The sequence below is a fragment of the Plantibacter flavus genome (assembly GCF_051487245.1).
In the GTDB taxonomy this organism is placed as follows: domain Bacteria; phylum Actinomycetota; class Actinomycetes; order Actinomycetales; family Microbacteriaceae; genus Plantibacter; species Plantibacter flavus_B.
Genome location: NZ_JAHVDH010000002.1, coordinates 119,575 through 140,053 on the forward strand (window position 1 = coordinate 119,575; position 20,479 = coordinate 140,053).

19 protein-coding genes are annotated in these 20,479 nt (G+C 67.9%); 15 read left to right on the top strand and 4 right to left on the bottom strand.

Annotated elements, in window-relative coordinates:
- The first annotated feature begins 97 nt into the window (after positions 1–97).
- The 3 genes from KXS11_RS04405 to KXS11_RS04415 all read left to right on the top strand — a co-directional run bounded on the left by KXS11_RS04405 (position 98) and on the right by KXS11_RS04415 (position 3,252).
- The gene (locus KXS11_RS04405) at positions 98–1,051 is read left to right on the top strand and encodes an ROK family glucokinase (protein WP_437384245.1); all 954 of its coding nucleotides are present in this window, start codon (positions 98–100) and stop codon (positions 1,049–1,051) included.
- A 50-nt stretch (positions 1,052–1,101) separates the two neighbouring features.
- On the top strand, positions 1,102–1,791 hold the full coding sequence (locus KXS11_RS04410; RefSeq protein ID WP_437384246.1) for a lysophospholipid acyltransferase family protein: 690 nt from the start codon (positions 1,102–1,104) through the stop codon (positions 1,789–1,791).
- A gap of 114 nt (positions 1,792–1,905) precedes the next feature.
- Positions 1,906–3,252, top strand: a complete 1,347-nt coding sequence (locus tag KXS11_RS04415) for a class II 3-deoxy-7-phosphoheptulonate synthase (RefSeq protein ID WP_437384861.1) — start codon at positions 1,906–1,908, stop codon at positions 3,250–3,252.
- A 77-nt stretch (positions 3,253–3,329) separates the two neighbouring features.
- On the opposite strand, the gene KXS11_RS04420 is transcribed toward KXS11_RS04415, so the two are convergent.
- The 3 genes from KXS11_RS04420 to pknB all read right to left on the bottom strand — a co-directional run bounded on the left by KXS11_RS04420 (position 3,330) and on the right by pknB (position 6,221).
- A complete protein-coding gene (locus tag KXS11_RS04420; protein ID WP_437384247.1) occupies positions 3,330–3,731 on the bottom strand; it encodes a VOC family protein in 402 nt (133 codons plus the stop codon).
- Positions 3,732–3,741: 10 nt separating this feature from the next.
- Positions 3,742–4,200: a helix-turn-helix transcriptional regulator gene (locus KXS11_RS04425; protein ID WP_437384248.1), complete on the bottom strand. Its 459-nt coding sequence runs from the start codon at positions 4,198–4,200 to the stop codon at positions 3,742–3,744.
- A 74-nt stretch (positions 4,201–4,274) separates the two neighbouring features.
- Positions 4,275–6,221: a Stk1 family PASTA domain-containing Ser/Thr kinase gene (gene pknB, locus KXS11_RS04430; RefSeq protein ID WP_437384249.1), complete on the bottom strand. Its 1,947-nt coding sequence runs from the start codon at positions 6,219–6,221 to the stop codon at positions 4,275–4,277.
- A 162-nt stretch (positions 6,222–6,383) separates the two neighbouring features.
- Between pknB and KXS11_RS04435 the strand changes: the two genes are divergently transcribed.
- Positions 6,384–6,725: an Rv2175c family DNA-binding protein gene (locus tag KXS11_RS04435; protein ID WP_437384250.1), complete on the top strand. Its 342-nt coding sequence runs from the start codon at positions 6,384–6,386 to the stop codon at positions 6,723–6,725.
- 54 nt (positions 6,726–6,779) lie between these two features.
- On the opposite strand, the gene KXS11_RS04440 is transcribed toward KXS11_RS04435, so the two are convergent.
- Positions 6,780–7,880, bottom strand: coding sequence for a polyprenyl synthetase family protein (locus KXS11_RS04440; RefSeq protein WP_437384251.1), 1,101 nt, complete (start codon positions 7,878–7,880; stop codon positions 6,780–6,782).
- A gap of 75 nt (positions 7,881–7,955) precedes the next feature.
- On the opposite strand from KXS11_RS04440, the gene KXS11_RS04445 reads away from it, so the two are divergent.
- From KXS11_RS04445 to KXS11_RS04495, 11 genes are all read left to right on the top strand, one after another.
- Entirely contained in the window at positions 7,956–8,330 is a 375-nt protein-coding gene (locus KXS11_RS04445) for a DUF3040 domain-containing protein (RefSeq protein WP_437384252.1), read from the top strand.
- Positions 8,331–8,644: 314 nt separating this feature from the next.
- The gene (mraZ, locus tag KXS11_RS04450) at positions 8,645–9,076 is read left to right on the top strand and encodes a division/cell wall cluster transcriptional repressor MraZ (protein WP_437384253.1); all 432 of its coding nucleotides are present in this window, start codon (positions 8,645–8,647) and stop codon (positions 9,074–9,076) included.
- Between the two features lie 104 nt (positions 9,077–9,180).
- Entirely contained in the window at positions 9,181–10,134 is a 954-nt protein-coding gene (gene rsmH, locus KXS11_RS04455) for a 16S rRNA (cytosine(1402)-N(4))-methyltransferase RsmH (protein WP_437384254.1), read from the top strand.
- A complete protein-coding gene (locus tag KXS11_RS04460) occupies positions 10,131–10,724 on the top strand; it encodes a hypothetical protein (RefSeq protein ID WP_437384255.1) in 594 nt (197 codons plus the stop codon). The genes rsmH and KXS11_RS04460 overlap by 4 nt, the downstream gene beginning before the upstream one ends.
- Before the next feature lie 73 nt (positions 10,725–10,797).
- Positions 10,798–12,570: a peptidoglycan D,D-transpeptidase FtsI family protein gene (locus KXS11_RS04465; RefSeq protein WP_437384256.1), complete on the top strand. Its 1,773-nt coding sequence runs from the start codon at positions 10,798–10,800 to the stop codon at positions 12,568–12,570.
- Positions 12,571–12,596: 26 nt separating this feature from the next.
- Positions 12,597–14,141, top strand: coding sequence for a Mur ligase family protein (locus KXS11_RS04470; protein ID WP_437384257.1), 1,545 nt, complete (start codon positions 12,597–12,599; stop codon positions 14,139–14,141).
- 1 nt (position 14,142) lies between these two features.
- Complete coding sequence (locus tag KXS11_RS04475) at positions 14,143–15,549, top strand: UDP-N-acetylmuramoyl-tripeptide--D-alanyl-D-alanine ligase (RefSeq protein ID WP_437384258.1); 1,407 nt, start codon at positions 14,143–14,145, stop codon at positions 15,547–15,549.
- Entirely contained in the window at positions 15,546–16,643 is a 1,098-nt protein-coding gene (gene mraY / locus KXS11_RS04480) for a phospho-N-acetylmuramoyl-pentapeptide-transferase (protein WP_437384259.1), read from the top strand. Before KXS11_RS04475 ends, mraY begins: the two co-directional genes overlap by 4 nt.
- Complete coding sequence (gene murD, locus KXS11_RS04485) at positions 16,640–18,151, top strand: UDP-N-acetylmuramoyl-L-alanine--D-glutamate ligase (RefSeq protein ID WP_437384260.1); 1,512 nt, start codon at positions 16,640–16,642, stop codon at positions 18,149–18,151. The genes mraY and murD overlap by 4 nt, the downstream gene beginning before the upstream one ends.
- Positions 18,129–19,379, top strand: coding sequence for a putative lipid II flippase FtsW (gene ftsW, locus KXS11_RS04490; protein WP_437384261.1), 1,251 nt, complete (start codon positions 18,129–18,131; stop codon positions 19,377–19,379). The genes murD and ftsW overlap by 23 nt, the downstream gene beginning before the upstream one ends.
- Positions 19,376–20,473 carry a UDP-N-acetylglucosamine--N-acetylmuramyl-(pentapeptide) pyrophosphoryl-undecaprenol N-acetylglucosamine transferase gene (locus tag KXS11_RS04495; RefSeq protein ID WP_437384262.1) on the top strand — a complete coding sequence of 366 codons (1,098 nt, stop codon included), beginning with the start codon at positions 19,376–19,378 and terminating at the stop codon, positions 20,471–20,473. Before ftsW ends, KXS11_RS04495 begins: the two co-directional genes overlap by 4 nt.
- Positions 20,474–20,479 lie beyond the last annotated feature (6 nt).

Consider the following 20,479-nt stretch of genomic DNA (forward strand, 5'->3'; position numbering starts at 1 on the left):
CTCAGTAGACTCGACTGCGGCGCGCGCAACGGTAGCCGACCTCCAGGTCGACCTCGCCCGCCCGAACAGCACCACCAGTAGAGGAGGCAGCACCGTTATGGGCAATGCGATCGGGATCGACATCGGCGGAACGAAGATCGCAGGCGGTGTCGTCGACGACGACGGTCGGATCCTCGCTGCAGCGCGGACGCCCACGCCGGCCAGCGACCCCGACGCGATCATCGAAGCCGTCGTGGGCATGGTGCGCGAACTCGACACGGGTGACATCTCCTCCGTCGGCGTCGCGGCACCCGGTTTCTTCGACGCCGACCGCTCGACGGTGTACTACTCGCCCAACATCGCCTGGCGCAACGAGCCGCTGCGCGACCGCCTGGCCGAGCGGCTCCCCGACAAGGCCGTCGTCATCGAGAACGACGCGAACGCGGCGGGGTGGGCGGAGTTCCGCTACGGTGCCGGCCGCGCCGAGCGCAGCATGGTGATGGTCACGATCGGTACCGGGGTCGGCGGAGCGATCGTCCTCGACGACCGCCTCCTAACGGGCGGTTTCGGCACGGGCGCCGAGCTCGGACACATGCGTCTCATCCCTGACGGACTGCCCTGCGGGTGCGGCGCGCGCGGCTGCGTCGAGCAGTACTGCTCGGGCAGCGCCCTGCTCCGGCTCGCGAACGAGGCCGCGGACGCCGGCGGCGACGGCGCGGCGCTGGCCCGTGCCAGGGAGGCCGCCGGTGGCGTGCTGAACGGCCACCACGTGTCGGCACTGCTTGAAGCCGGCGATCCCGGGGCACTCCGTTGCCTGACGGGTCTCGGCAACCACCTCGGTGAGGCGCTCGCGAGTTTCTCGGCGATCCTCGACCCCACCGTCTTCGTCATCGGCGGGGGAGTCGCTCAGGCCGGCGACCTCCTGCTCGACCCGGTGCGTGAGGCCTTCCTCTCGCATCTGCCTGCCCGAGGGTTCCACCCGGAGCCGTCCTTCAGTATCGCGGAGCTCGTCAACGACGCCGGCGTGATCGGAGCTGGCGACCTCGCCAGACGGGCCACCATCGCCGGCTAGCAGCACATCCCTGTTCGCCGGCACCAGCCGACGGGAAGACGGAGCAGCACATGTTCTACTGGTTCATGAAGTACCTGGTGGCGGGTCCCATCCTGAAGACGATCTTCCGTCCCTGGGTGATCGGTGCTGAGAACATCCCCGAGCACGGCGGCGCGATCATCGCGAGCAACCACCTGTCGTTCATCGACTCCGTGATCCTGCCGCTCTGCGTCGACCGCAGGATCTCCTTCCTCGCCAAGAGCGAGTACTTCCGCGGCAAGGGATTCGGCGGGTGGGCCACGAAGACCTTCATGCTCGGCACCGGTCAGCTCCCGATCGACCGGTCGGGTGGCAAGGCCTCCGAGGCCTCGCTCAACACCGGACTGGCGGTGCTCGGGGGCGGCAACCTCCTCGGGATCTACCCGGAGGGTACCCGCAGCCCGGACGCCAAGATGTACCGCGGTCGGACGGGCGTGGCGCGCATGGTCCTCGAGGCCGGCGTGCCGATCGTGCCCATCGCGATGATCGACACCGAGAAGGTCATGCCGATCGGCACGAAGCTGCCCCGGATCCGCCGCATCGGCATCGTCATCGGCAAGCCGCTCGACTTCTCACGCTTCGAGGGCATGGAGGGCGACCGCTTCATCCTGCGGAGCGTCACCGACGAACTCATGGTCGAACTCCGACGTCTGTCGGGTCAGGAGTATCGCGACGTGTACGCCACCAGCGTCAAGGAGCGAGTGGCCACGCCGTGGCGCTAAGCTGACAAACCGGGCCGCGTTCGCGGTCCATCCCCTCCGAGCACGCGCTCCGGAGCGCGTCGCCGGTCAGAGAGAAACAGGAAATCCGTGTCCCACGCAACAGAACCAGTCGTCATGGCCGAACCCTCGGTGATCGCCGGACTGGACTATTGGCGTGAACTGCCGATCAAGCAGCAGCCGTCGTGGCCCGATCAGGCCGCGGTCGAGCGCGCATCGGCAGAACTGGCCACGCTCCCGCCCCTCGTGTTCGCCGGTGAAGTGGACATCCTGCGCGATCGACTCGCCCGAGCGGCGAGCGGCAACGCGTTCCTGCTGCAGGGCGGCGACTGCGCCGAGACCTTCGCCGGTGCGACCGCCGAGCAGATCCGCAACCGTGTGAAGACCGTCCTGCAGATGGCCGTCGTGCTCACCTACGGCGCCTCGATGCCGGTCGTGAAGATGGGCCGCATGGCGGGTCAGTTCGCGAAGCCTCGGTCGAACGACTCCGAGACGCGCGGCGACATCACCCTTCCCGCGTACCGTGGCGACATCGTCAACGGCTACGACTTCACGCCGGAGTCACGCGCCGCCGACCCAGCTCGGCTGGTGAAGGGGTACCACACCTCCGCTTCGACGCTGAACCTCATCCGTGCGTTCACGCAGGGTGGCTTCGCCGACCTGCGCGAGGTGCACAGCTGGAACAAGGGGTTCGCAGCCAACCCCGCGAACCACCGCTACGAGGGGCTCGCCCGCGACATCGACCGCGCCATCAAGTTCATGGAGGCTGCGGGCGCCGACTTCGATCAGCTGCGCGGCGTCGAGTTCTACTCGAGCCACGAAGCACTCCTCATGGACTACGAACGTCCGATGACGCGCATCGACTCCCGCACGGGCACGCCGTACAACACGTCGGCGCACTTCGTGTGGATCGGTGAGCGCACACGCGATCTCGACGGTGCGCACGTCGACTTCCTCTCGCGGGTCCGCAACCCGATCGGTGTGAAGCTCGGCCCGACCACCTCTGCAGACGACATGCTGCGCCTGATCGACAAGCTCGACCCCGAGCGCGAGCCCGGTCGCCTGACGTTCATCACCCGAATGGGTGCTGGCAAGATCCGCGACGCCCTGCCTCCGCTGCTCGAGGCGATCAAGGGTGCCGACGCCACGCCGCTCTGGGTCACCGACCCGATGCACGGCAACGGGCTCACCACGCCGACGGGCTACAAGACGCGTCGCTTCGACGACGTCGTGGACGAGGTCAAGGGCTTCTTCGAGGCGCACCGCGCGGCGGGGACGCACCCGGGTGGTATCCACGTCGAGCTCACCGGCGACGACGTCACCGAGTGCCTCGGTGGTTCGGAGCAGATCGACGAGGCGACCCTCGCGACCCGCTACGAGTCCCTGTGCGACCCGCGACTGAACCACATGCAGTCCCTCGAGCTGGCCTTCCTGGTGGCCGAGGAACTCGCCGCAGCGAAGTAGTCCATCAGGCAGCGAAGCGCCCGTCCCGATCCGTCGGGGCGGGCGCTTCGGCGTTGCGTCGTGATCCGGGCTGATCCTCACGCCTGCGAGATGCGCACCATGTTGCCCGACGGGTCGCGGAACGCGCAGTCACGTGCACCCCAACCCATGTCCATCGGCTCCTGCAACACCTCGGCCCCCGAAGCCCGGACGGTCTCGAAGGTGGCGTCGAGGTCATCGGCCCGGAAGACGAGCATGGGGAGCACACCCTTCGTCAACAGTTCCTGCAGGGCGTCGCCGTCGGCCTGTGACCGTCCTGCGTGGGGTGCCGAGAGCACGATGTCGAGCCCGGGCTGTGCGTCACTGCCGAGCGTGACCCACCGGAACCCGCCGTTCGCGACGTCGTTGCGCACCTGCAGGCCGAGTGCGGCGCCGTAGAAGGCGATCGCCTCGTCGACGTCGTTGACGGTGATGTTGCAGTACTGGAGTGAGATGGTCATGGGGACGACGTTACGCCGCGCCCGTGCCGCCCGCTTCTCGGATCCTGCTCGATGCCCGCGACGGGGAGACGGGCCGGTGCGCGGGTTTCGTCGTCGTCTTCGCGACGCAGCCGGGCATGGCGTCGACTGCCCGGTGTTCGCGCGCACGATACGCGCTGGGGGTCTCGCCGGTGATGGCGGTGAACGCGGTGCTGAACGAACCGAGGGACGTCGCGCCGACGGCGATGCACGCGTCCGTCACCGTACTCCCGCCACGGAGGAGGGCCATCGCCCGCTCGATGCGCCGCGTCATGAGGTAGCCGTAGGGCGTCTCGCCGTAGGTCGCCCGGAATCGGCGCGAGAAGTGCGCCGGCGACATGAGCGCCTTCGCCGCCATCGTCGGCACGTCGAGTGGTTGGGCGTAGGCCCGGTCGATCAGATCGCGCGCGCGTCGGAGGTGCGCGAGTTCCGCGAGGTCCTCTGGCGTCATGACGCGAGCGTACCAGCCTGCCCACGCTCCCCGAGAGGCAGCCTGTTCGCTGAGCCCGTCGATCGCGTCGAAGCTCAGAGACCGAAGTCGGTGATGTTGATCGTCGAGCCCTTCTTGACCGACTTCCCGGCCGCAGGGTCGGTCTTCTTGACCTTGAAGATGTCGCGGAACGCCTCGGCGACAGCGATGTCGCCCACGGTGAACCCGGCGTCCTGGAGCGTGGTGATCGCCTGGTTGATCGTCTGCCCGGTGGTGTCGGGGACGGCGATGAGCTCGACGCCCTTCGACACGATCAACGTCACATCGTCGCCCGGGATGAACGCGGCCTCGTTGCCGTCGGCGTCGGTCTTCGGCTGGATACCGACGACCTGACCCGCGGGAATCGTGTCGTCGAACGCCTCGCTCGATGCACCGACCCCGAGTCCCACCGCTTGCAGTGCGTCGCCGGCCTGTCCCGGAGTCATGCCGGACACGTCCGGCACCTGTCCAGCGGACACGAGCAGCGTCACTTTCGAGCCCTCGAAGGACGGTCCGCCCTGGCCGAAGTCCGCACCGGAGATCGAGTCCGAGGCCGCGAGGACGATGTCCTTCGCGACGCTCGCGTCGAACTGCTGGTTCACCGTGTCGACGCTCACGCCGATGGCCTTCAGCTGAGCTTCGGCGTCACTCTGCGTGAGCCCGGCGAGGACCGGGATGTCGACGGGCTGCGGCCCCTTCGAGACGAGGACGGTGACGGAGGTGCCCTTGTCGACCTTGGTGCCTGACGCGGGATCGCTGGCGGCGACGGTGCCTGCGGGCACCGTGAGACTGAACGTGGCTCCCTCGACCGGGACGAACCCCTCGGCGCTCAGGGCGGCGGCGGCCTGGTCGTAGCTTCCGCCGGCGACCTCGGGTACGGCGACGAGGGACCCCGGACCCTGACCGAAGTACCAGCCGGCGCCACCGGCGAGGGCCGCGAGCATGAGCACGATCGTGAACATGGCGACACCGATCCGGCGTCGCTTCCGGGCCTTGGTCGCGAGTCTGCCGGGGCCGTCGGTCGCGTCGGGTCGAGCCGCCACCTTCTGCGGCTTCGTGTTGCGACCGATGACCTGGGTCGCGTCGTCCGCGAGCTCGCTCGAGTAGGAGGCGGGCATGACGATCGTCGGCTGGGCGCCCGTGGCAACGGACGTGAATCCGAGGTTCGACTCGATCGAGCGCAGCCGTTCGAGCATGACGCCGGCGTCGGCCGGCCGGTCGTCCGGTTCACGCTCGGTGGCCCAGAACACGAGGTCGTCGAGTTCCTTCGGCACCGCCGGGTTCTTCGCGCTCGGCGCCGGCACCGACTCGTTCGCGTGCTGATAGGCGATCTGCATCGGCTGTTCGCCCTTGTAGGGCTGCTCGCCGGTCAGCATCTCGTAGAGCATGATGCCGAGCGCGTAGATGTCGCTGCGGGCGTCGGCCTGGCCGCGGGTGACGAGTTCGGGGGAGAGGTACGCGATCGTGCCGAGCAGGGCTTGTCCGGTCGCGGTGTTGGCGCTGGCGGCGCGGGCGAGCCCGAAGTCGCCGATCTTGATCCGCCCGTCGTCGGCGAGGAGGACGTTCTCCGGCTTGACGTCGCGGTGCACGATGCCTGCTCGGTGTGCTGCGGCGAGACCGGAGAGCACGGCGTCGAGGATGTCCGCGGCCTGGCGTGGTGTGAGCGTGCCGTTGTCGCGGATGAGGTCGCGGAGCGTGATACCGGGGAGGTGTTCCATGACGAGGTACGCCATGTCGGAGTCCTGGCCCTGGTCGAACACGCTGACGACGTGCGGGTTCGCGAGCCGAGCCGCTGAACGCGCCTCCTGGATGAAGCGGTTCTTGAACGTCGTGTCGTCGGAGAGGTGTCCGTGCATGACCTTGATCGCGACGCGGCGCTCGAGGCGCAGGTCGGTGGCGAGGTACACCGTGGCCATGCCGCCGCGCGCGATGCGTGAGCGCACCTGATATCTCCCGTCGAGGAGACGTCCGATCATGGGATCGGTCTGCTGATTGGTGCTCACCAGACGAGTGTATGGAACGAGCGGCGGGAAGCGCTGACAACACCCCGGGAGCCGGGCGACGTCGTCCGATCGTTACGCGAACGCGATGCTGGCACCCGTGGGCACGGTCGCCAGCGATGACCGGTATGCCGTGAGCTGCGCAGTCGTGGCAGACTGCTGTGCGTGACTGAGCAGAATTCCGAACTCGTATGGTTCACCCTTCCCGATCTGGCGACCGAACTCGGCCTCCAGATCCGCCGCATCCGGCAGTACCTCGACGAGCGAGACCTCCTCGCCGTCCGCCGCGACGGGGTACTCCAAGTGCCGTCGTCGTTCATCAAGGACGGTGCGCCGGTGCACAACCTCCGTGGCACGCTCATCCTCCTCGCCGACAACGGCTTCGACGACGAGGCCGCGATGGTGTGGATGCTCGAGGAAGACGACGCCATCGGAACCTCTCCCATCGAAGCCCTCCGCGCCGGACGTCGCTCCGAGGTTCGCCGGGTGGCACAAGCCCTGGCCTGATCCAGCCGGTCCTGCGCGATTGCAGGAGCTGGCCAGGGTCACCGCGACGTCGGCTCAGGTGTCGCGGCGCGCCACCGCGACCGCCAGCCCGCGCAGATGCGCCCGGGCGTCGTCGTTGATCGGAGCCTCGCCGAGGACGGTGAGTGCTCGGGCGACGTGCTCCTGGATGAGCTTCTCCACCTGGTCGACCGCACCGCTGTCGCGGATGGTCGCCTGCAGGAGACCGATCTGGTCGTCGTCGAGCTCCGGGTCGCCGAGGAGTTCGTCGAGGATCGCGCGCGAGCCGGGCTGCAGGTTCTCCCGTGTGAGGGCGATGAGGATCGTCCGCTTGCCCTCCCGGAGGTCGTCCCCGCTCGGCTTGCCGGTCACTGCCGGGTCGCCGTAGACGCCGAGCAGGTCGTCGCGCAGCTGGAAGGCGATACCGAGGGGGAGCCCGTAGGCGCGCAGCGAGGCCAGCTGCTGCTCGCTCGCGCCGCCGAGCAGGGCGCCGAGCGCCAGCGGCGACTCGATGCTGTACTTCGCCGACTTGAAGATCAGCACGCGTTCAGCGCGGCTCCGGTGCTCGTCCTCGGCCGCGTCGCGCCAGGCGCGCTCCTCGAGGATGTCCAGGTACTGTCCTGCAGTGACCTCGGTGCGCATCCGGTTGAACTCCGCGCGGGCGGCCCGAGCTGCACGGCGGTCGTCGAGGAGGTCCAGACCGTCGTCGAGCATCTCGTCGCTCCAGCCGAGGAGGAGGTCGCCGAGGAGGGTCGCGGCTCCGGTGCCGAACGATCTGGCGTCGCCGTCCCAACGACTGCTGCGGTGCAGTTCGGCGAAGGCGGCGTGCGCGGACGGGGCGCCGCGGCGGGTGTCGGAGTTGTCGATGATGTCGTCGTGGACGAGCGCCGCAGCGTGGAAGAGTTCGAGCGCTCCGCAGGCTGAGACGACCGTGTCGAGGCCGCTCCGGCCGCTCGCATGACGCCCGGCGGAGACGGCCTGCCAACCGCGGAAGCAGAACTGTGCGCGGAACCGCTTTCCAGCGCTGAGAAAATCCCGGGAGAAGTCGAGAAACGGGGAGAGCTCCGGCCCGATCTGCGCGACAATGGAGCTGCGCGAAGAGAGAAAGTCGGTGAGCCCGCGGCCTACCATGGTGGCGAGTTCAGTACTTTCGATCACGCACCTAGCCTAGTCATGCTTCGGTGACTAGACTTGATCAACTACGTCGCGTCGTGTGACCTTGAGGGGAATCAGATGCCACTTTCAGAGCAGGAGCAACGGCTCCTCGATGAGATGGAACGCCACCTCTACCGCAGCGATGCCGAATTCGTCTCCAAGGTCAGTGCTGGCGCAGGCAAGCCGAGCTATCGCGGAATCGCTCTCGGCTCACTCATCGCTGTGGTGGGAGCGATCGGCCTCGTGCTCGGGGTCGTGATCCAGCAGCCCATCGTCGGTCTGCTCGGCTTCGCCATCATGCTGACCGGAGTCCTCGTGGCCACCAAGCCGACGCGCGCGCCGCTCGAGCAGCCGCGCCCGCGGCAGGCGGCCCCCGCCGGTCAGAAGTCGTCACGACTCATGGACCGCTTCAACGACCGCTGGGACAAGCGCCAGTCCGGCGACCAGCAATAGCGCGCCACGGGCAGGGTCGTCTGAGACTCCCGCCCACCAGACTCCACTTCGCTCCACCGCGGCCTCGTCGCCGGAGGGGTGTGAACGGGGCTGATCTTCGGATCGGCCCCGTTTTGTCGTTCCAGGCGCTCCCGTCCGCCCCTCGGTGATACCAAAGCCCTCCATTTCCCTCCACCCCGAGAAACATTGATTTCTCGGGGTATTTCTATGCCCATGTTCCTCATAATCACTCAGATCGCTGTGTTTGTGGGGGAAAGTGGAGTAAAGTGGAGCCCAACCAAGATGTTGGCCGGAACGATTGGGGGTGGGGACGCGTGTTCCTCGGTAGCCATGCCCCCAAGCTCGACGAGAAAGGCCGCATCATCCTGCCGGCCAAGTTCCGCGATGAACTGTCCGGTGGGGTCGTCATGACCAGGGGCCAGGAGCACTGCATCTACGTCTTCAGCACGCGCGAGTTCGAAGCGCTCCACGACAAGATCCGGCAGGCACCGGTCACGAGTAAGCAGGCCAGGGACTACCTGCGCGTGTTCCTCTCCGGGGCCAGCGCGGAGACCCCCGACAAGCAGCACCGTGTGACCATTCCGTCCAACCTCCGCCAGTACGCCGGACTCAGCCGTGACCTGGTGGTCATCGGTGCCGGGAGCCGCGCGGAGATCTGGGACGCCGAGGCCTGGGAGTCCTACCTCGCCGAACAGGAGAGCGTCTTCTCCGAGACCGCCGAGGAGGTGATTCCCGGACTCTTCTAGTGCCTGCCCCCTGACGCCCAGCCGTCCCTCGCCCTGACACACTTCCCCGGTGCCAGGTCGGAACGGATGGGGATCAGGGGCCAGGGACCGTCCGGAATACGCATATGGCAATCAACGACATCCACACCCCGGTGGTCCTGCAGCGGTGCATCGATCTGCTCGAGCCGGCGATCTCGCATGAGGGAGCCGTGCTCATCGACGCGACCCTCGGCATGGCCGGGCACGCCGAGGCGATGCTCGAACGATTCCCCGGGCTCACCCTGATCGGGCTCGACCGCGACCTCGACGCGCTGACGATCGCCGAGGAGCGTCTCGCCCGCTTCGGCTCTCGGGCACGCTTCGTGAAGGCCGTGTACGACGACATCGACGAAGCGGCTGAGGAGCTCGGCTTCCCCCAGGTCGACGGCATCCTGTTCGACCTCGGCGTCTCGAGCCTCCAGCTCGACCGCGCTGAACGCGGATTCTCCTACTCGCAGGACGCGCCACTCGACATGCGGATGGACGCGTCGAGCGAACTCACCGCAGAGACGATCCTGGCCACCTACGACGAGATCGCGCTGCGAAAGATCTTCTGGGAGTACGGCGACGAGAAGCTGGCGCAGCGCTATGCCCGCCGCATCGTCGAGGAGCGTCAGCAGCGCCCGCTCACGAGCTCCGGTCAGCTCGTCGACCTCATCGACCGTGCGACCCCGGCCGCGGCCCGCCGCACCGGCCACCCTGCCAAGCGGGTGTTCCAGGCATTGCGGATCGAGGTCAACGCGGAGCTGTCGGTCCTGGAGGACGCGGTACCTCGCGCCCTCGACCTGCTGCGCGTCGGTGGACGCATCGTCTTCCTCGCCTACCAGTCCCTCGAGGACAAGATCGTCAAGCGCGAGCTGCAGGCGAGGGCGAAGTCCACGACACCTCCCGGTCTCCCCGTCGAGCTGCCGGAGCACAGCGCTGAACTGAAGCTCCTGGTCAAGGGTGCGGAGCTCGCCACGGAGGCCGAGATCGAAGAGAACCCGAGAGCGAAGCCCGTGCGTCTGCGCGCGGCGGAACGGCTGAGGAGGCCAGCATGAGCGGAGCGACGGCAGCACTCGATCTCGCGCCCGAGCGACTCGGCCGCCTGAAGCCGCAACCGGAGCGCACCGCTCCGGAGCGGCGGCACATCCGCGCGGTGCTGCCGGGCGCCCTCGCCAGGACCCGCCCGCGTCCGATGTACGCGGTCATCGTGGTCGGAGCGGTCGTCGCCATCGTCGCAGGTCAGCTGCTGTTGAGCGTCGGGCTCAGCCAGGGTGCTTACCAGATCCAGCAGTTGGAGGGCGAGCAGGTGGAGCTGAGCCGTACCTCCGCGGCCCTCGCCGAGGACCTCGACCGCCTCGCCTCGCCGCAGTACCTCGCGGTGAACGCGCAGGCACTCGGGATGATCGGCAACTCGTTGCCGAGCTACCTCCGGCTCTCCGACGGAGCGGTGCTCGGCGCGCCGACGCCGGCCTCGGCGGCGACGAGTCCCATCTTCGGCGCCTCGCTCGTCCCGAACTCGCAGACGGCCACGATCCCGCTCGTCGGTGGGCAGAACGCTCCCGCGGCGGACGGCGCGTCGAGCCAGGATGCGGCATCGACGCCCGTACCGTTGCAGGACGGGCTGCCGTCGCCGACCACGCGATGATCGCACGGCTCCGCACACAGGGTCAGTCACCCCATCGGGACGCTGGGCAGCGAGAGGACGCGGTGAAGGCAGCATGGTGAGGCACTCGAAGACCACCAGACGTCGGTTGGCCTTCACGATCGTGTCGGTCGCCATCGTCATGACCCTCTTCGTCCTCCGGCTCGTCGACATCCAGGTGGTGCGGGCGAGCGAACTGAGCGCGGAGTCGCTCGAGAAGACCGAGACCGGCGACACCATCCTCGCGACGCGGGGCAGCATCCTCGCATCCGACGGCTCGGTGCTGGCCGAGGCGGTCATGCGCTACACCGTGCAGGTCTCGCCGAAGGATGCGGGCGACTTCGAGCGCGACGTCGACGGCACGGAGCAGACGATCACGCTCGAGCAGGCGACGAACGAAATCGGCGCGATCGTGGGCAAAGCGGGGCCGGAGGTGCTCGCGCTCATCACCGATGCACTCGCGGCCGACAAGGACTCGCTCTACGCGCTCATCGCCAAGAACCTCGACCTCGAACAGCTCAGGGCGCTGAAGGCGCTCGACATCCCGTGGACGACCTTCAGCGAGGTGCCCTTCCGTGTCTACCCGAACGGTGCCGTCGCCGGCAACATCGTGGGTTTCGTGGGCGAGGAGGGTGAGGCGCAGGCAGGCGTGGAGCTCATGGAGAACTCCTGCCTCGCCGGCGAGAACGGGCGAACGACCTACGAGAAGGGCAGCGGCGGACTGCCGCTCCCCGGTACGACGGTCACCAAGGACGCCAAGGACGGCGGCGACGTCGTCCTGACCATCGACAAGGACATCCAGTGGTTCGCCCAGCAGTCGCTGGCCGCGCAGGCGCAGGCTGTGGGTGCGAGCTGGGGCGTCGTGACCGTCATGGAGGTCTCCACGGGCAAGCTCCTGGCTGTTGCCGAGTACCCGGCGGTCGATCCAGGAAACGTCAGCGCCACGCCGGCCGAAGACCGCGGTTCGAGGGCGTTCGCCGCGCCGTTCGAGCCTGGATCGACCTACAAGTCGCTCACGGCCGCTGCGCTCATCGACCAGGGGATCGCGAGCCCGAACTCCCAGGTCGTCGCTCCGTTCCGGTACCTGCCGTCGAACGGCGCCGACATCAACGACAGCGAGTTCCACGACGACGAGAACCTCACGCTCGCCGGAGTCATGGTGCAATCCTCCAACACCGGCATCTCCCAGTTCGGGGAGAAGATGAGCGCCGACACGCGCTATGCGTACTTCCAGAAGTTCGGTCAGCTGCAGAAGACCGAGGTCGACTTCCCGAGCGAGTCCGGCGGACTCATGGCGGACGCGGACGACTGGGACAACCAGACCACCTACGCGACCATGTTCGGGCAGGGGTTCTCCACCACCGCCATCCAGGGTGCGAGCCTCTACCAGACGATTGCGAACGGCGGCGTGCGCATGCCGGTCCAGCTCGTCGAGGGATGCCGGAACGCCGACGGCACCGTGACAGAGGTCCCCGACGCCACCGGCAAGCGCGTCGTCTCCGCCGACGCCGCGAAGCAGGTCAGCGACATGCTCGAAATGGTCGACCAGCAGAGTTGGGTCGCGAAGAACGTCGACGTCCCGGGCTACCGTGTCGCGATGAAGACGGGTACCGCCCAGCAGCCGGACGGCGACGGTGGATACAGCTCGAGCTACCTCGTCTCGATGGCGGGCTTCGCCCCGGCAGAGGCTCCACAGTTCGTCGTTTCGGTGAACCTGGCCGACCCGGTTAAGATGAATTCATCGGCTGCTGTCGCTCCCATCTTCCGGGACGTGACCACCCAGGTGCTGAAGAGCAGGGGAGTGCAGCCCTCGACCGAGCCGGCTCCGAATCTGCCGCTCGATTTTTGAACGACCTCATGAAGGATGGGCTCAGCGTGAACAATCAGGGCCCGATCAGCCTCAGACCAGAGCATCCCCAGCTGCGGGCGCTCTCGCAGCTGGTGACGGAATTCGACCTCGACCTCGTCGGATCAGCCGACGGCGTCGAGATCAGCGGCGTGAGCCTGAGCTCGGGAGCGGTGGAACCCGGTGACCTCTACATCGGCATGCCCGGTGTGCGAGCCCACGGCGCCGCGTACTCGCTCCAAGCCAAGGAGCGCGGCGCGGTCGCCGTGCTCACCGATGCCGCAGGCCGCGAGCTCGCGGCTGAAGCCGGTCTACCGATCATCGTGGTCCCCGAGCCGCGCGCGGCGCTCGGGCACATCGCCGCATGGGTCTACCGCACGGCGGAGGAACCCCCCACCCTGTTCGGCGTCACGGGGACGAACGGCAAGACGAGCGTCGTCTACCTGCTGAGCGGCATCCTCTCGCAGCTCGGGGTCGTCTCGGGGCTCAGCTCCACCGCCGAGCGCCGCATCGGTGAGCTCGCCGTCACGAGTTCGCTGACCACGCCGGAGGCGAGTGAGTTGCACGCCCTGCTCGCCCGGATGCGCGAGTCCGAGGTCCGGTCCGTCGCCATCGAGGTGTCTGCGCAGGCGCTCACCCGTCATCGGGTCGACGGCATCGTGTTCGACGTCGTCGGGTTCACGAACCTCAGTCATGACCATTTCGACGACTACGGCGACTTCGACGAGTACTTCGCCGCCAAGCGCGAGCTGTTCGAGCCGGATCGTGCCCGCCGCGGCGTCGTGACGATCGATTCAGACTGGGGCAGTCGCCTCGTCGAGCAGAGCCGTATCCCGGTGACGACGCTCACCACGCGCGATGACGTCGAAGCCGACTGGCGCATGACCATGCTCGATGAGACCGTGGGCTCCACCACGTTCCGTCTGGACGGTCCAGAGGACCGTTCGCTCGTCACGAGCATTCCCCTGCTCGGTTGGTTCATGGCCGCGAACGCGGCGCTCGCGATCGTGATGCTCGTCGAGTCCGGGGTCGAGTTCGACATGATCGCCCAAGCGCTCGAGCGGGATGGCGGGATCGACGCGTACATCCCCGGCCGCGCGGAACGGATCAGCGGGGATCGAGGCCCGGTCGTCTACATCGACTACGGGCACAGCCCCGACGCCTTCCTGAACACGCTCGAGGCGATCCGGGCCGTGACCCCGGGGCGCGTGCTCATGGTGTTCGGTGCCGACGGTGATCGCGACACGACGAAGCGAGCCGACATGGGCGCGATCGCTGCGCGCGGTGCCGACGTCGTCGTCATCACCGACTTCCACCCGCGCAGTGAGGATCCCGCCTCAATCAGGCGCGTCCTGCTGGACGCCGCCCGCGAGGCCGTCCCGGAGCGCGAGCTGCACGAGGTCGCGGATCCTGCGACGGCGTTCCGTGCTGCACTGTCGCTCGCCGGTCCCGGCGACGCCATCCTGTACGCAGGTCCCGGCCATGAGGACTACCACGAGGTCGCGGGCGTGAAGATCCCCTACTCTGCTCGAGACGATTCGCGGGAAGCACTGCGGGAAGCTGGCTGGCTCTGACATGATCGACCTCACCCTGAGCGAGATCACCGCCGCTGTCAGCGGTCGTCTGATCCCTGCGTCCGCGTCGCCCGAGCTCGTCGTCAACGGCTTCTCCGACACGGACTCCCGCCTCATCACCCCCGGTGACATCTTCGTCGCGAAGCCCGGCGAGGAGACCGACGGCCACCTCTTCGCCGACGCCGCCGTGTCGAACGGCGCCGCACTGCTCATCGTCGAACGCGAACTGCCCGTCGAGGTGCCCCAGATCGTCGTCGCCGACTCGGTGACGGCTCTCGGCGACCTCGCGACCGAGGTCATCCGTCGGGTGCGTGCGCTCGGCGTCCTCCGGATCGTCGGTATCACCGGTTCGAACGGCAAGACGACGACGAAGAACCTCCTGGCCGCCGTCCTCGAGCAGCTCGGTGAGACGGTCAGCCCGAAGGCCTCGTTCAACAACGAGGTGGGTGCGCCGATCACGATGCTGCGGGTCACCGAGACCACGCGGTTCCTGGTCGCGGAGATGGGTGCGAGCGGTATCGGCGAGATCGCGAGGCTCATCCGCATGGCCAAGCCCGACATCGGTGTCGTGCTGAAGGTCGGCCTGGCCCACGCCGGAGAGTTCGGCGGGATCGAAGCCACGGTGACGGCGAAGACCGAGATGGTCGCCGAGCTGCTCCCGGAGGACCTCGCGGTCCTCAACCTCGACGACCCCAGGGTCGCCGGCATGGCCGAGGCCACGGCGGCGCGGGTGCTGTGGTTCGGGCTCGACGACCGGGCGTCCGTCCGGGCGACCGACATCGCAGCCACCGCCTCCGGCACCGCGTTCACGCTGCACCTCGCGGACGGTTCGACCGCACCGGTGCGGTTCAAGGTGCTCGGCGAGCATCACGTGATGAACGCCCTCGCGGCGGCGGCCGCAGCACACGAGCTCGGTGCGACGATCGAGGAGATCGTCGTGGCGCTCGAGGGTGTGAGCCGGGCCGAGCGTTGGCGCATGGAACCGCTCGGCGGCCGCGACGACGTCTCGATCATCAACGACGCCTACAACGCGAGCCCTGACTCGATGTCGGCGGCGATCCGCACGCTCGCACAGATCGGCGCCGAGCGTGGTCGCACGATCGCCGTGCTCGGGGCGATGAGCGAGCTGGGCGACTGGGCGGGTGAAGAGCACGACCGCATCGGGCTCCAGGTGGTTCGTCTCGGGATCGGCCGTCTCGTCGTCGTCGGACCCGAGGCCCGCCGGATGCACATCACGGCGATCAACGAGGGCTCGTGGGACGGCGAATCGGTCTATTTCCCGACCGCCGACGAGGCTTTTGCATATCTGAGCGCGGAGATCGCCCCCGGCGACACCGTGCTCGTCAAGTCGTCCAACGCAGCCGGTCTCCGGTTCCTGGGCGATCGACTGGGGGAGCTGTACGCATGAGGGTCCTATTGGCGGCGGGCGCGATCTCGCTGGCGTTCTCGCTCTTCTTGACGCCGTTGTTCATCAAGGCGTTCCGGAAGCTCGCGTGGGGCCAGTTCATCCGCGACGACGGCCCGCAGAGTCACCACACGAAGCGTGGCACGGCGACGATGGGCGGCGTGATCATCATCGTCGGGACCCTCGTCGGCTTCTTCGCGAGCTATCTCATCTTCCAGGAGCGGGTCGGCGTCTCGGCGCTGCTGGTCCTCTTCATGATGGTGGGCCTCGGCGTCGTCGGGTTCATCGACGACTTCCTGAAGGTCCGGAAGAAGCAGAGCCTCGGTCTCGGCGGCTGGGCCAAAGTCGCCGGCCAGTTGATCGTCGCCACGGTGTTCGCCGTCCTCGCGATCAACTTCCCCAACACCGAGGGCTTCACGCCCGCATCGACCAACATCTCCGTCATCCGGGACCTCCCCATCAACTTCATGGCGGTCGGCATCCCGGCGGTCGGCATCCTGCTCTACGTCCTGTGGACCTCGGTCATCGTTGCGGCGACGTCGAACGGTGTCAACGTCACGGACGGACTCGACGGACTCGCCACCGGTGCCTCGATCCTCGCGATCGGGTCGTACATCATCATCGGCTTCTGGCAGTTCAACCAGTCGTGCTTCAGCTCGACACTCGCCGACGAGGTCGCGTACAAGTGTTACGACGTCCGGGATCCCCTCGACCTCGCGGTCGTCGCCGCTGCGATCGTCGGTGCACTCATCGGGTTCCTCTGGTGGAACACCTCACCCGCTCAGATCTTCATGGGCGACAGCGGTTCGCTCGCGCTCGGTGGTGCACTCGCGGCCCTCGCGATCCTCAGCAAGACCGAGCTCCTGCTCGTCCTCGTCGGAGGTCTGTTCGTGATCGAGGCGGGCTCGGTGATCGTCCAGCGGGCGTACTTCAAGGTCACCCACGGGCGCCGCATCTTCCTCATGAGCCCGATCCACCACCACTTCGAGCTGAAGGGCTGGGCCGAGGTCACCGTCGTCGTCCGCTTCTGGATCATCGGCGGACTGCTCGTGGCCGCCGGCGTCGGCTCCTTCTACCTCGAGTGGCTGAGCCGATGAGCATGGCGCGGCTGGACGGGCTGCACAGCTGGCACGCCGATTGGAGCGGCCTGCGCGTCGCCGTGCTCGGTCTCGGCATGACGGGCTTCTCGGTCGCCGACACCCTCACCGAGCTCGGTTCCGAGGTGCTCGTGCTCGCCGGTACGGCGGCGGACGAGCGCGCGGAACTCGTCCGGGTGATCGGTGCGACACTGCTCCAGCAGGACCTCTCGACGGTGCCGCAGGCGCTCGTCGACTTCGACCCGGAGCTCGTCGTGGTCTCGCCGGGGTTCCACCCCGACCACCCGATCATCGCGTGGTCGAAGGAGTCCGACATCGCGGTGTGGGGCGACATCGAACTCGCTTGGCGGGTGCGGGACAAGGTCGGTACGCCGGCCGAGTGGATCTGCGTGACCGGGACGAACGGCAAGACCACCACGGTGCAGCTCACCGCATCGATGCTCGTCGAGGCCGGCTTCCGAGCGGCCCCGTGCGGCAACATCGGTGTGCCCGTCCTCGATGCCGTCCGGGATCCGCAGGGGTTCGACTTCTTCGTCGTCGAACTGTCCAGCTACCAGCTGCACACGCTCGGTCTGCTCGGGCGTCGGAGCATCGTCTCCCCGCTCGCGAGCGTCTGCCTGAACGTCGCCGACGACCACCTCGACTGGCATGGTTCCGCTGAGGCGTATCGCGCGGCGAAGGCGGTCGTCTACGAGAACACGCGGATCGCCTGCGTGTACAACCGTGCCGACGCCGCGACGATGTCGATGGTCGAGGAGGCGGAGGTCGTGGAGGGTGCGCGTGCCGTCGGATTCGGTCTCGACGTTCCGGGGCCGAGCGACTTCGGCGTCGTCGACGGCATTCTCGTCGACCGTGCCTTCCTCGACGAGCGCCGAACCAGCGCCCTCGAGATCTCCACTGTCCAGGAACTGTCGGCGCGCGGCCTGGCCGCCCCGCACATCGTCGCGAACATCCTCGCGGCCGCTGCGCTCGCCCGCGCGGCAGGCGTCACCGTCGAGGCCGTCCGCGACACGCTCCTGTCCTTCGGGCTCGACGCGCACCGTATCCAGCTCGTCGCACGCAATCTCGAGATCGACTGGATCGACGACTCGAAGGCGACGAACCCGCACGCTGCCGACGCATCGCTCGCCGCATACCGTTCGGTGGTGTGGATCGTCGGGGGTCTCCTCAAAGGCGTCTCGATCGACCGCCTGGTCGAGCGGCATGCCGATCATCTCCGCGGTGTCGTCGTGATCGGTGCCGACCGGAGCGAGGTGCTCGAGGCGTTCGCACGACACGCGCCGTCGCTGACGGTCATCGAGGTCAGCGAAGCGCAGACTGAACTCGTCATGCCGGAGGCCGTACGCCGTGCCGCCGAGATCGCGCAGGCGGGGGACACCGTCCTCCTCGCCCCAGCAGCGGCCTCGATGGACCAGTTCACGGACTACGGGCACCGTGGCCGCCTGTTCCAGGCGGCGGTCGAAGCACAGCTGGGAGGTGAGGCGGATGGGCGATCCGCCTCGCGCTGATCGGGTGACCGGCGGCCAATCCGCGGGCGGCGCGATGTCGAGCGCCCGCATCTCCCTCGGCAAGGTGCTGAGGCCCGAGTCGAAGAACTACTTCCTGCTGCTCGGCGTCACGCTGTTCCTCGTCGGACTCGGTCTGGTGATGGTGCTGTCGTCTTCTTCGGTCGAGTCGTACGAAGCGGGTGACGGATACTTCGGACTCTTCTGGCGCCAGGCGACGTTCGCCCTGATCGGTGTGCCACTCATGCTCATCGTGAGCCGCTTCCCAGCACGGTTCTGGAAGAAGTGGGCCTGGGTGTTCCTGCTCGGCGCGATGGGGCTCCAGCTGCTCGTCTTCACCCCGCTCGGGTACGAGATCGGCGGGAACCGCAACTGGATCGAGATCGGGAGCTTCACGGCTCAACCATCCGAGGCGGTCAAGCTCGCTCTCGTCGTCTGGCTCGGACTCGTGCTCACCGTCAAACAGCCGCGCCTGCTCGAGTGGAAGCACGCGCTCATCCCCGTCATCCCGTTCGCAGGGATCTCTATCGGTCTGGTCCTGCTCGGCGGCGACCTCGGAACCGTCGTCATCATGGCACTCATCGTCTTCTCGGCCTTGTACTTCGCCGGAGTCCGCCTCCGTTTCATCGCCATACCGGTGCTCGCCGGCGTCGTGCTGTTCCTCATCATGGCCGTCACGAGCGCGAACCGCATGCAGCGGATCATGGCGTTCTTCGGTGATGGGAAGGGTGACTACGAGAACGCCGACTGGCAATCGACGCACGGCACCTGGGCACTCGCGAACGGCGGTCTGTGGGGCGTCGGCCTCGGGAACTCCCGGGCCAAGTACGGCTGGCTGCCGGCGATCTCCAACGACTTCATCTTCGCCGCGATCGGTGAGGAACTCGGCCTCATCGGGGCGATCCTGGTCCTCGGCCTGTTCGTGTTCCTCACGATCATGTTCATCCGGGTCATCCGTTCGAGCGACGACTCCTTCGTCCGGATCACGACGGGCGCCATCATGGCCTGGATCATCGGCCAGGCACTCGTGAACATCGGTGTCGTCCTCGGCGTGCTTCCGGTCCTCGGCGTCCCGTTGCCCCTCCTCTCCTCGGGCGGCACAGCCCTGCTCACCACCCTCGTCGCGATCGGGATCGTCCTGTCCTTCGCGCGTGAGCGGGGCCGCCCGACCTCCCAGCAGCCGAGGCGGTCCTCCGCCAGGCGCCTCCAGCCCTCCGGAGCAACTCGATGACCACCTATCTCCTGGCCGGCGGCGGTACCGCTGGTCACGTCAACCCCCTGCTTGCCGTCGCGGACGGACTGCGCGCGCGTGATCCTGAGGCGACCGTGCTCGTCGTCGGTACGGCGGAGGGGCTCGAAGCGCGGCTCGTGCCGGAACGTGGCTATGAGCTGCTCACGATCCCGAAGCTCCCGTTCCCCCGACGTCCGAACGCGGACGCCCTCCGGTTCCCCGGCCGGCTTCGGAGTGCAGTCTCCGCAGTCGTCGCGATGATCCGCGAGCACGATGTCGATGTCGTGATCGGGTTCGGCGGATACGCTGCAGCGCCGGCGTACCTCGCTGCCAAGCGTGCGAAGGTCCCGCTCGTCATCCACGAGGCGAACGCCCGTCCGGGACTCGCGAACCGCCTCGGCGCCCGCTACACGCCGTTCGTGGGCGTGGCGTTCCATCACACGCCGATCCGCAACGCCCGCTTCGTCGGGATGCCGCTGCGGCACGAGATCGAGGTCCTCGATCGCGACGCGCTCCGGCCCTCCGCACGACAGGAGTTCGGGCTCGCCGCAGACCGGCCCCTCTTGCTCGTCACCGGTGGTTCGCTCGGCGCTCGGCGCATCAACGCGACGATGAGCGCGGCCGCGGCCGAGCTGGTCGCCACCGGCTGGCAGGTGCTGCACATCACCGGTGCGAAGAGCGAGATCTCCGACCCAGGGGTCGAGCACTACCACCTGCTCGAGTACTGCTCGCGGATGGAACTCGCGATCGCCGCTGCCGACCTCGCGGTGTCCCGAGCCGGCAGCGCAACGGTGAGCGAGCTGTGCGCTGTCGGTGTTCCGGCGATCTACGTGCCCTATCCGGTCGGGAACGGTGAGCAGCGCTTCAATGCCGCCGACGTCGTCCGGGCCGGGGGAGCGGTTATGGTAGATGACGCGCGGTTCGTGCCGGCGTGGGTGCGCGAGCACCTCGTTCCGTTGCTCGCCGATCGGCACCGGGTCGACGACCTGGCTGCCCAGTCGAAGAGCGTCGGTGTCTCCGACGGCACCTCCCGCGTCATCGCCCTCATCGATGAGGCGCTCCAACCATCGGTGCAGCGCGTGCGCGGCCGGTGATCCAGA

Bases quoted from the DNA above. Each gene is read 5' to 3' on its own strand.
- KXS11_RS04405 (WP_437384245.1), top strand. From the start codon at position 98: ATGGGCAATGCGATCGGGATCGACATCGGCGGAACGAAGATCGCAGGC.
- KXS11_RS04410 (WP_437384246.1), top strand. From the start codon at position 1,102: ATGTTCTACTGGTTCATGAAGTACCTGGTGGCGGGTCCCATCCTGAAG.
- KXS11_RS04415 (WP_437384861.1), top strand. From the start codon at position 1,906: ATGGCCGAACCCTCGGTGATCGCCGGACTGGACTATTGGCGTGAACTG.
- KXS11_RS04420 (WP_437384247.1), bottom strand. From the start codon at position 3,731: ATGACCATCTCACTCCAGTACTGCAACATCACCGTCAACGACGTCGAC.
- KXS11_RS04425 (WP_437384248.1), bottom strand. From the start codon at position 4,200: ATGACGCCAGAGGACCTCGCGGAACTCGCGCACCTCCGACGCGCGCGC.
- KXS11_RS04445 (WP_437384252.1), top strand. From the start codon at position 7,956: ATGCCACTTTCAGAGCAGGAGCAACGGCTCCTCGATGAGATGGAACGC.
- rsmH (WP_437384254.1), top strand. From the start codon at position 9,181: ATGGCAATCAACGACATCCACACCCCGGTGGTCCTGCAGCGGTGCATC.
- KXS11_RS04460 (WP_437384255.1), top strand. From the start codon at position 10,131: ATGAGCGGAGCGACGGCAGCACTCGATCTCGCGCCCGAGCGACTCGGC.
- KXS11_RS04465 (WP_437384256.1), top strand. From the start codon at position 10,798: ATGGTGAGGCACTCGAAGACCACCAGACGTCGGTTGGCCTTCACGATC.
- KXS11_RS04475 (WP_437384258.1), top strand. From the start codon at position 14,143: ATGATCGACCTCACCCTGAGCGAGATCACCGCCGCTGTCAGCGGTCGT.
- mraY (WP_437384259.1), top strand. From the start codon at position 15,546: ATGAGGGTCCTATTGGCGGCGGGCGCGATCTCGCTGGCGTTCTCGCTC.
- murD (WP_437384260.1), top strand. From the start codon at position 16,640: ATGAGCATGGCGCGGCTGGACGGGCTGCACAGCTGGCACGCCGATTGG.
- ftsW (WP_437384261.1), top strand. From the start codon at position 18,129: ATGGGCGATCCGCCTCGCGCTGATCGGGTGACCGGCGGCCAATCCGCG.
- KXS11_RS04495 (WP_437384262.1), top strand. From the start codon at position 19,376: ATGACCACCTATCTCCTGGCCGGCGGCGGTACCGCTGGTCACGTCAAC.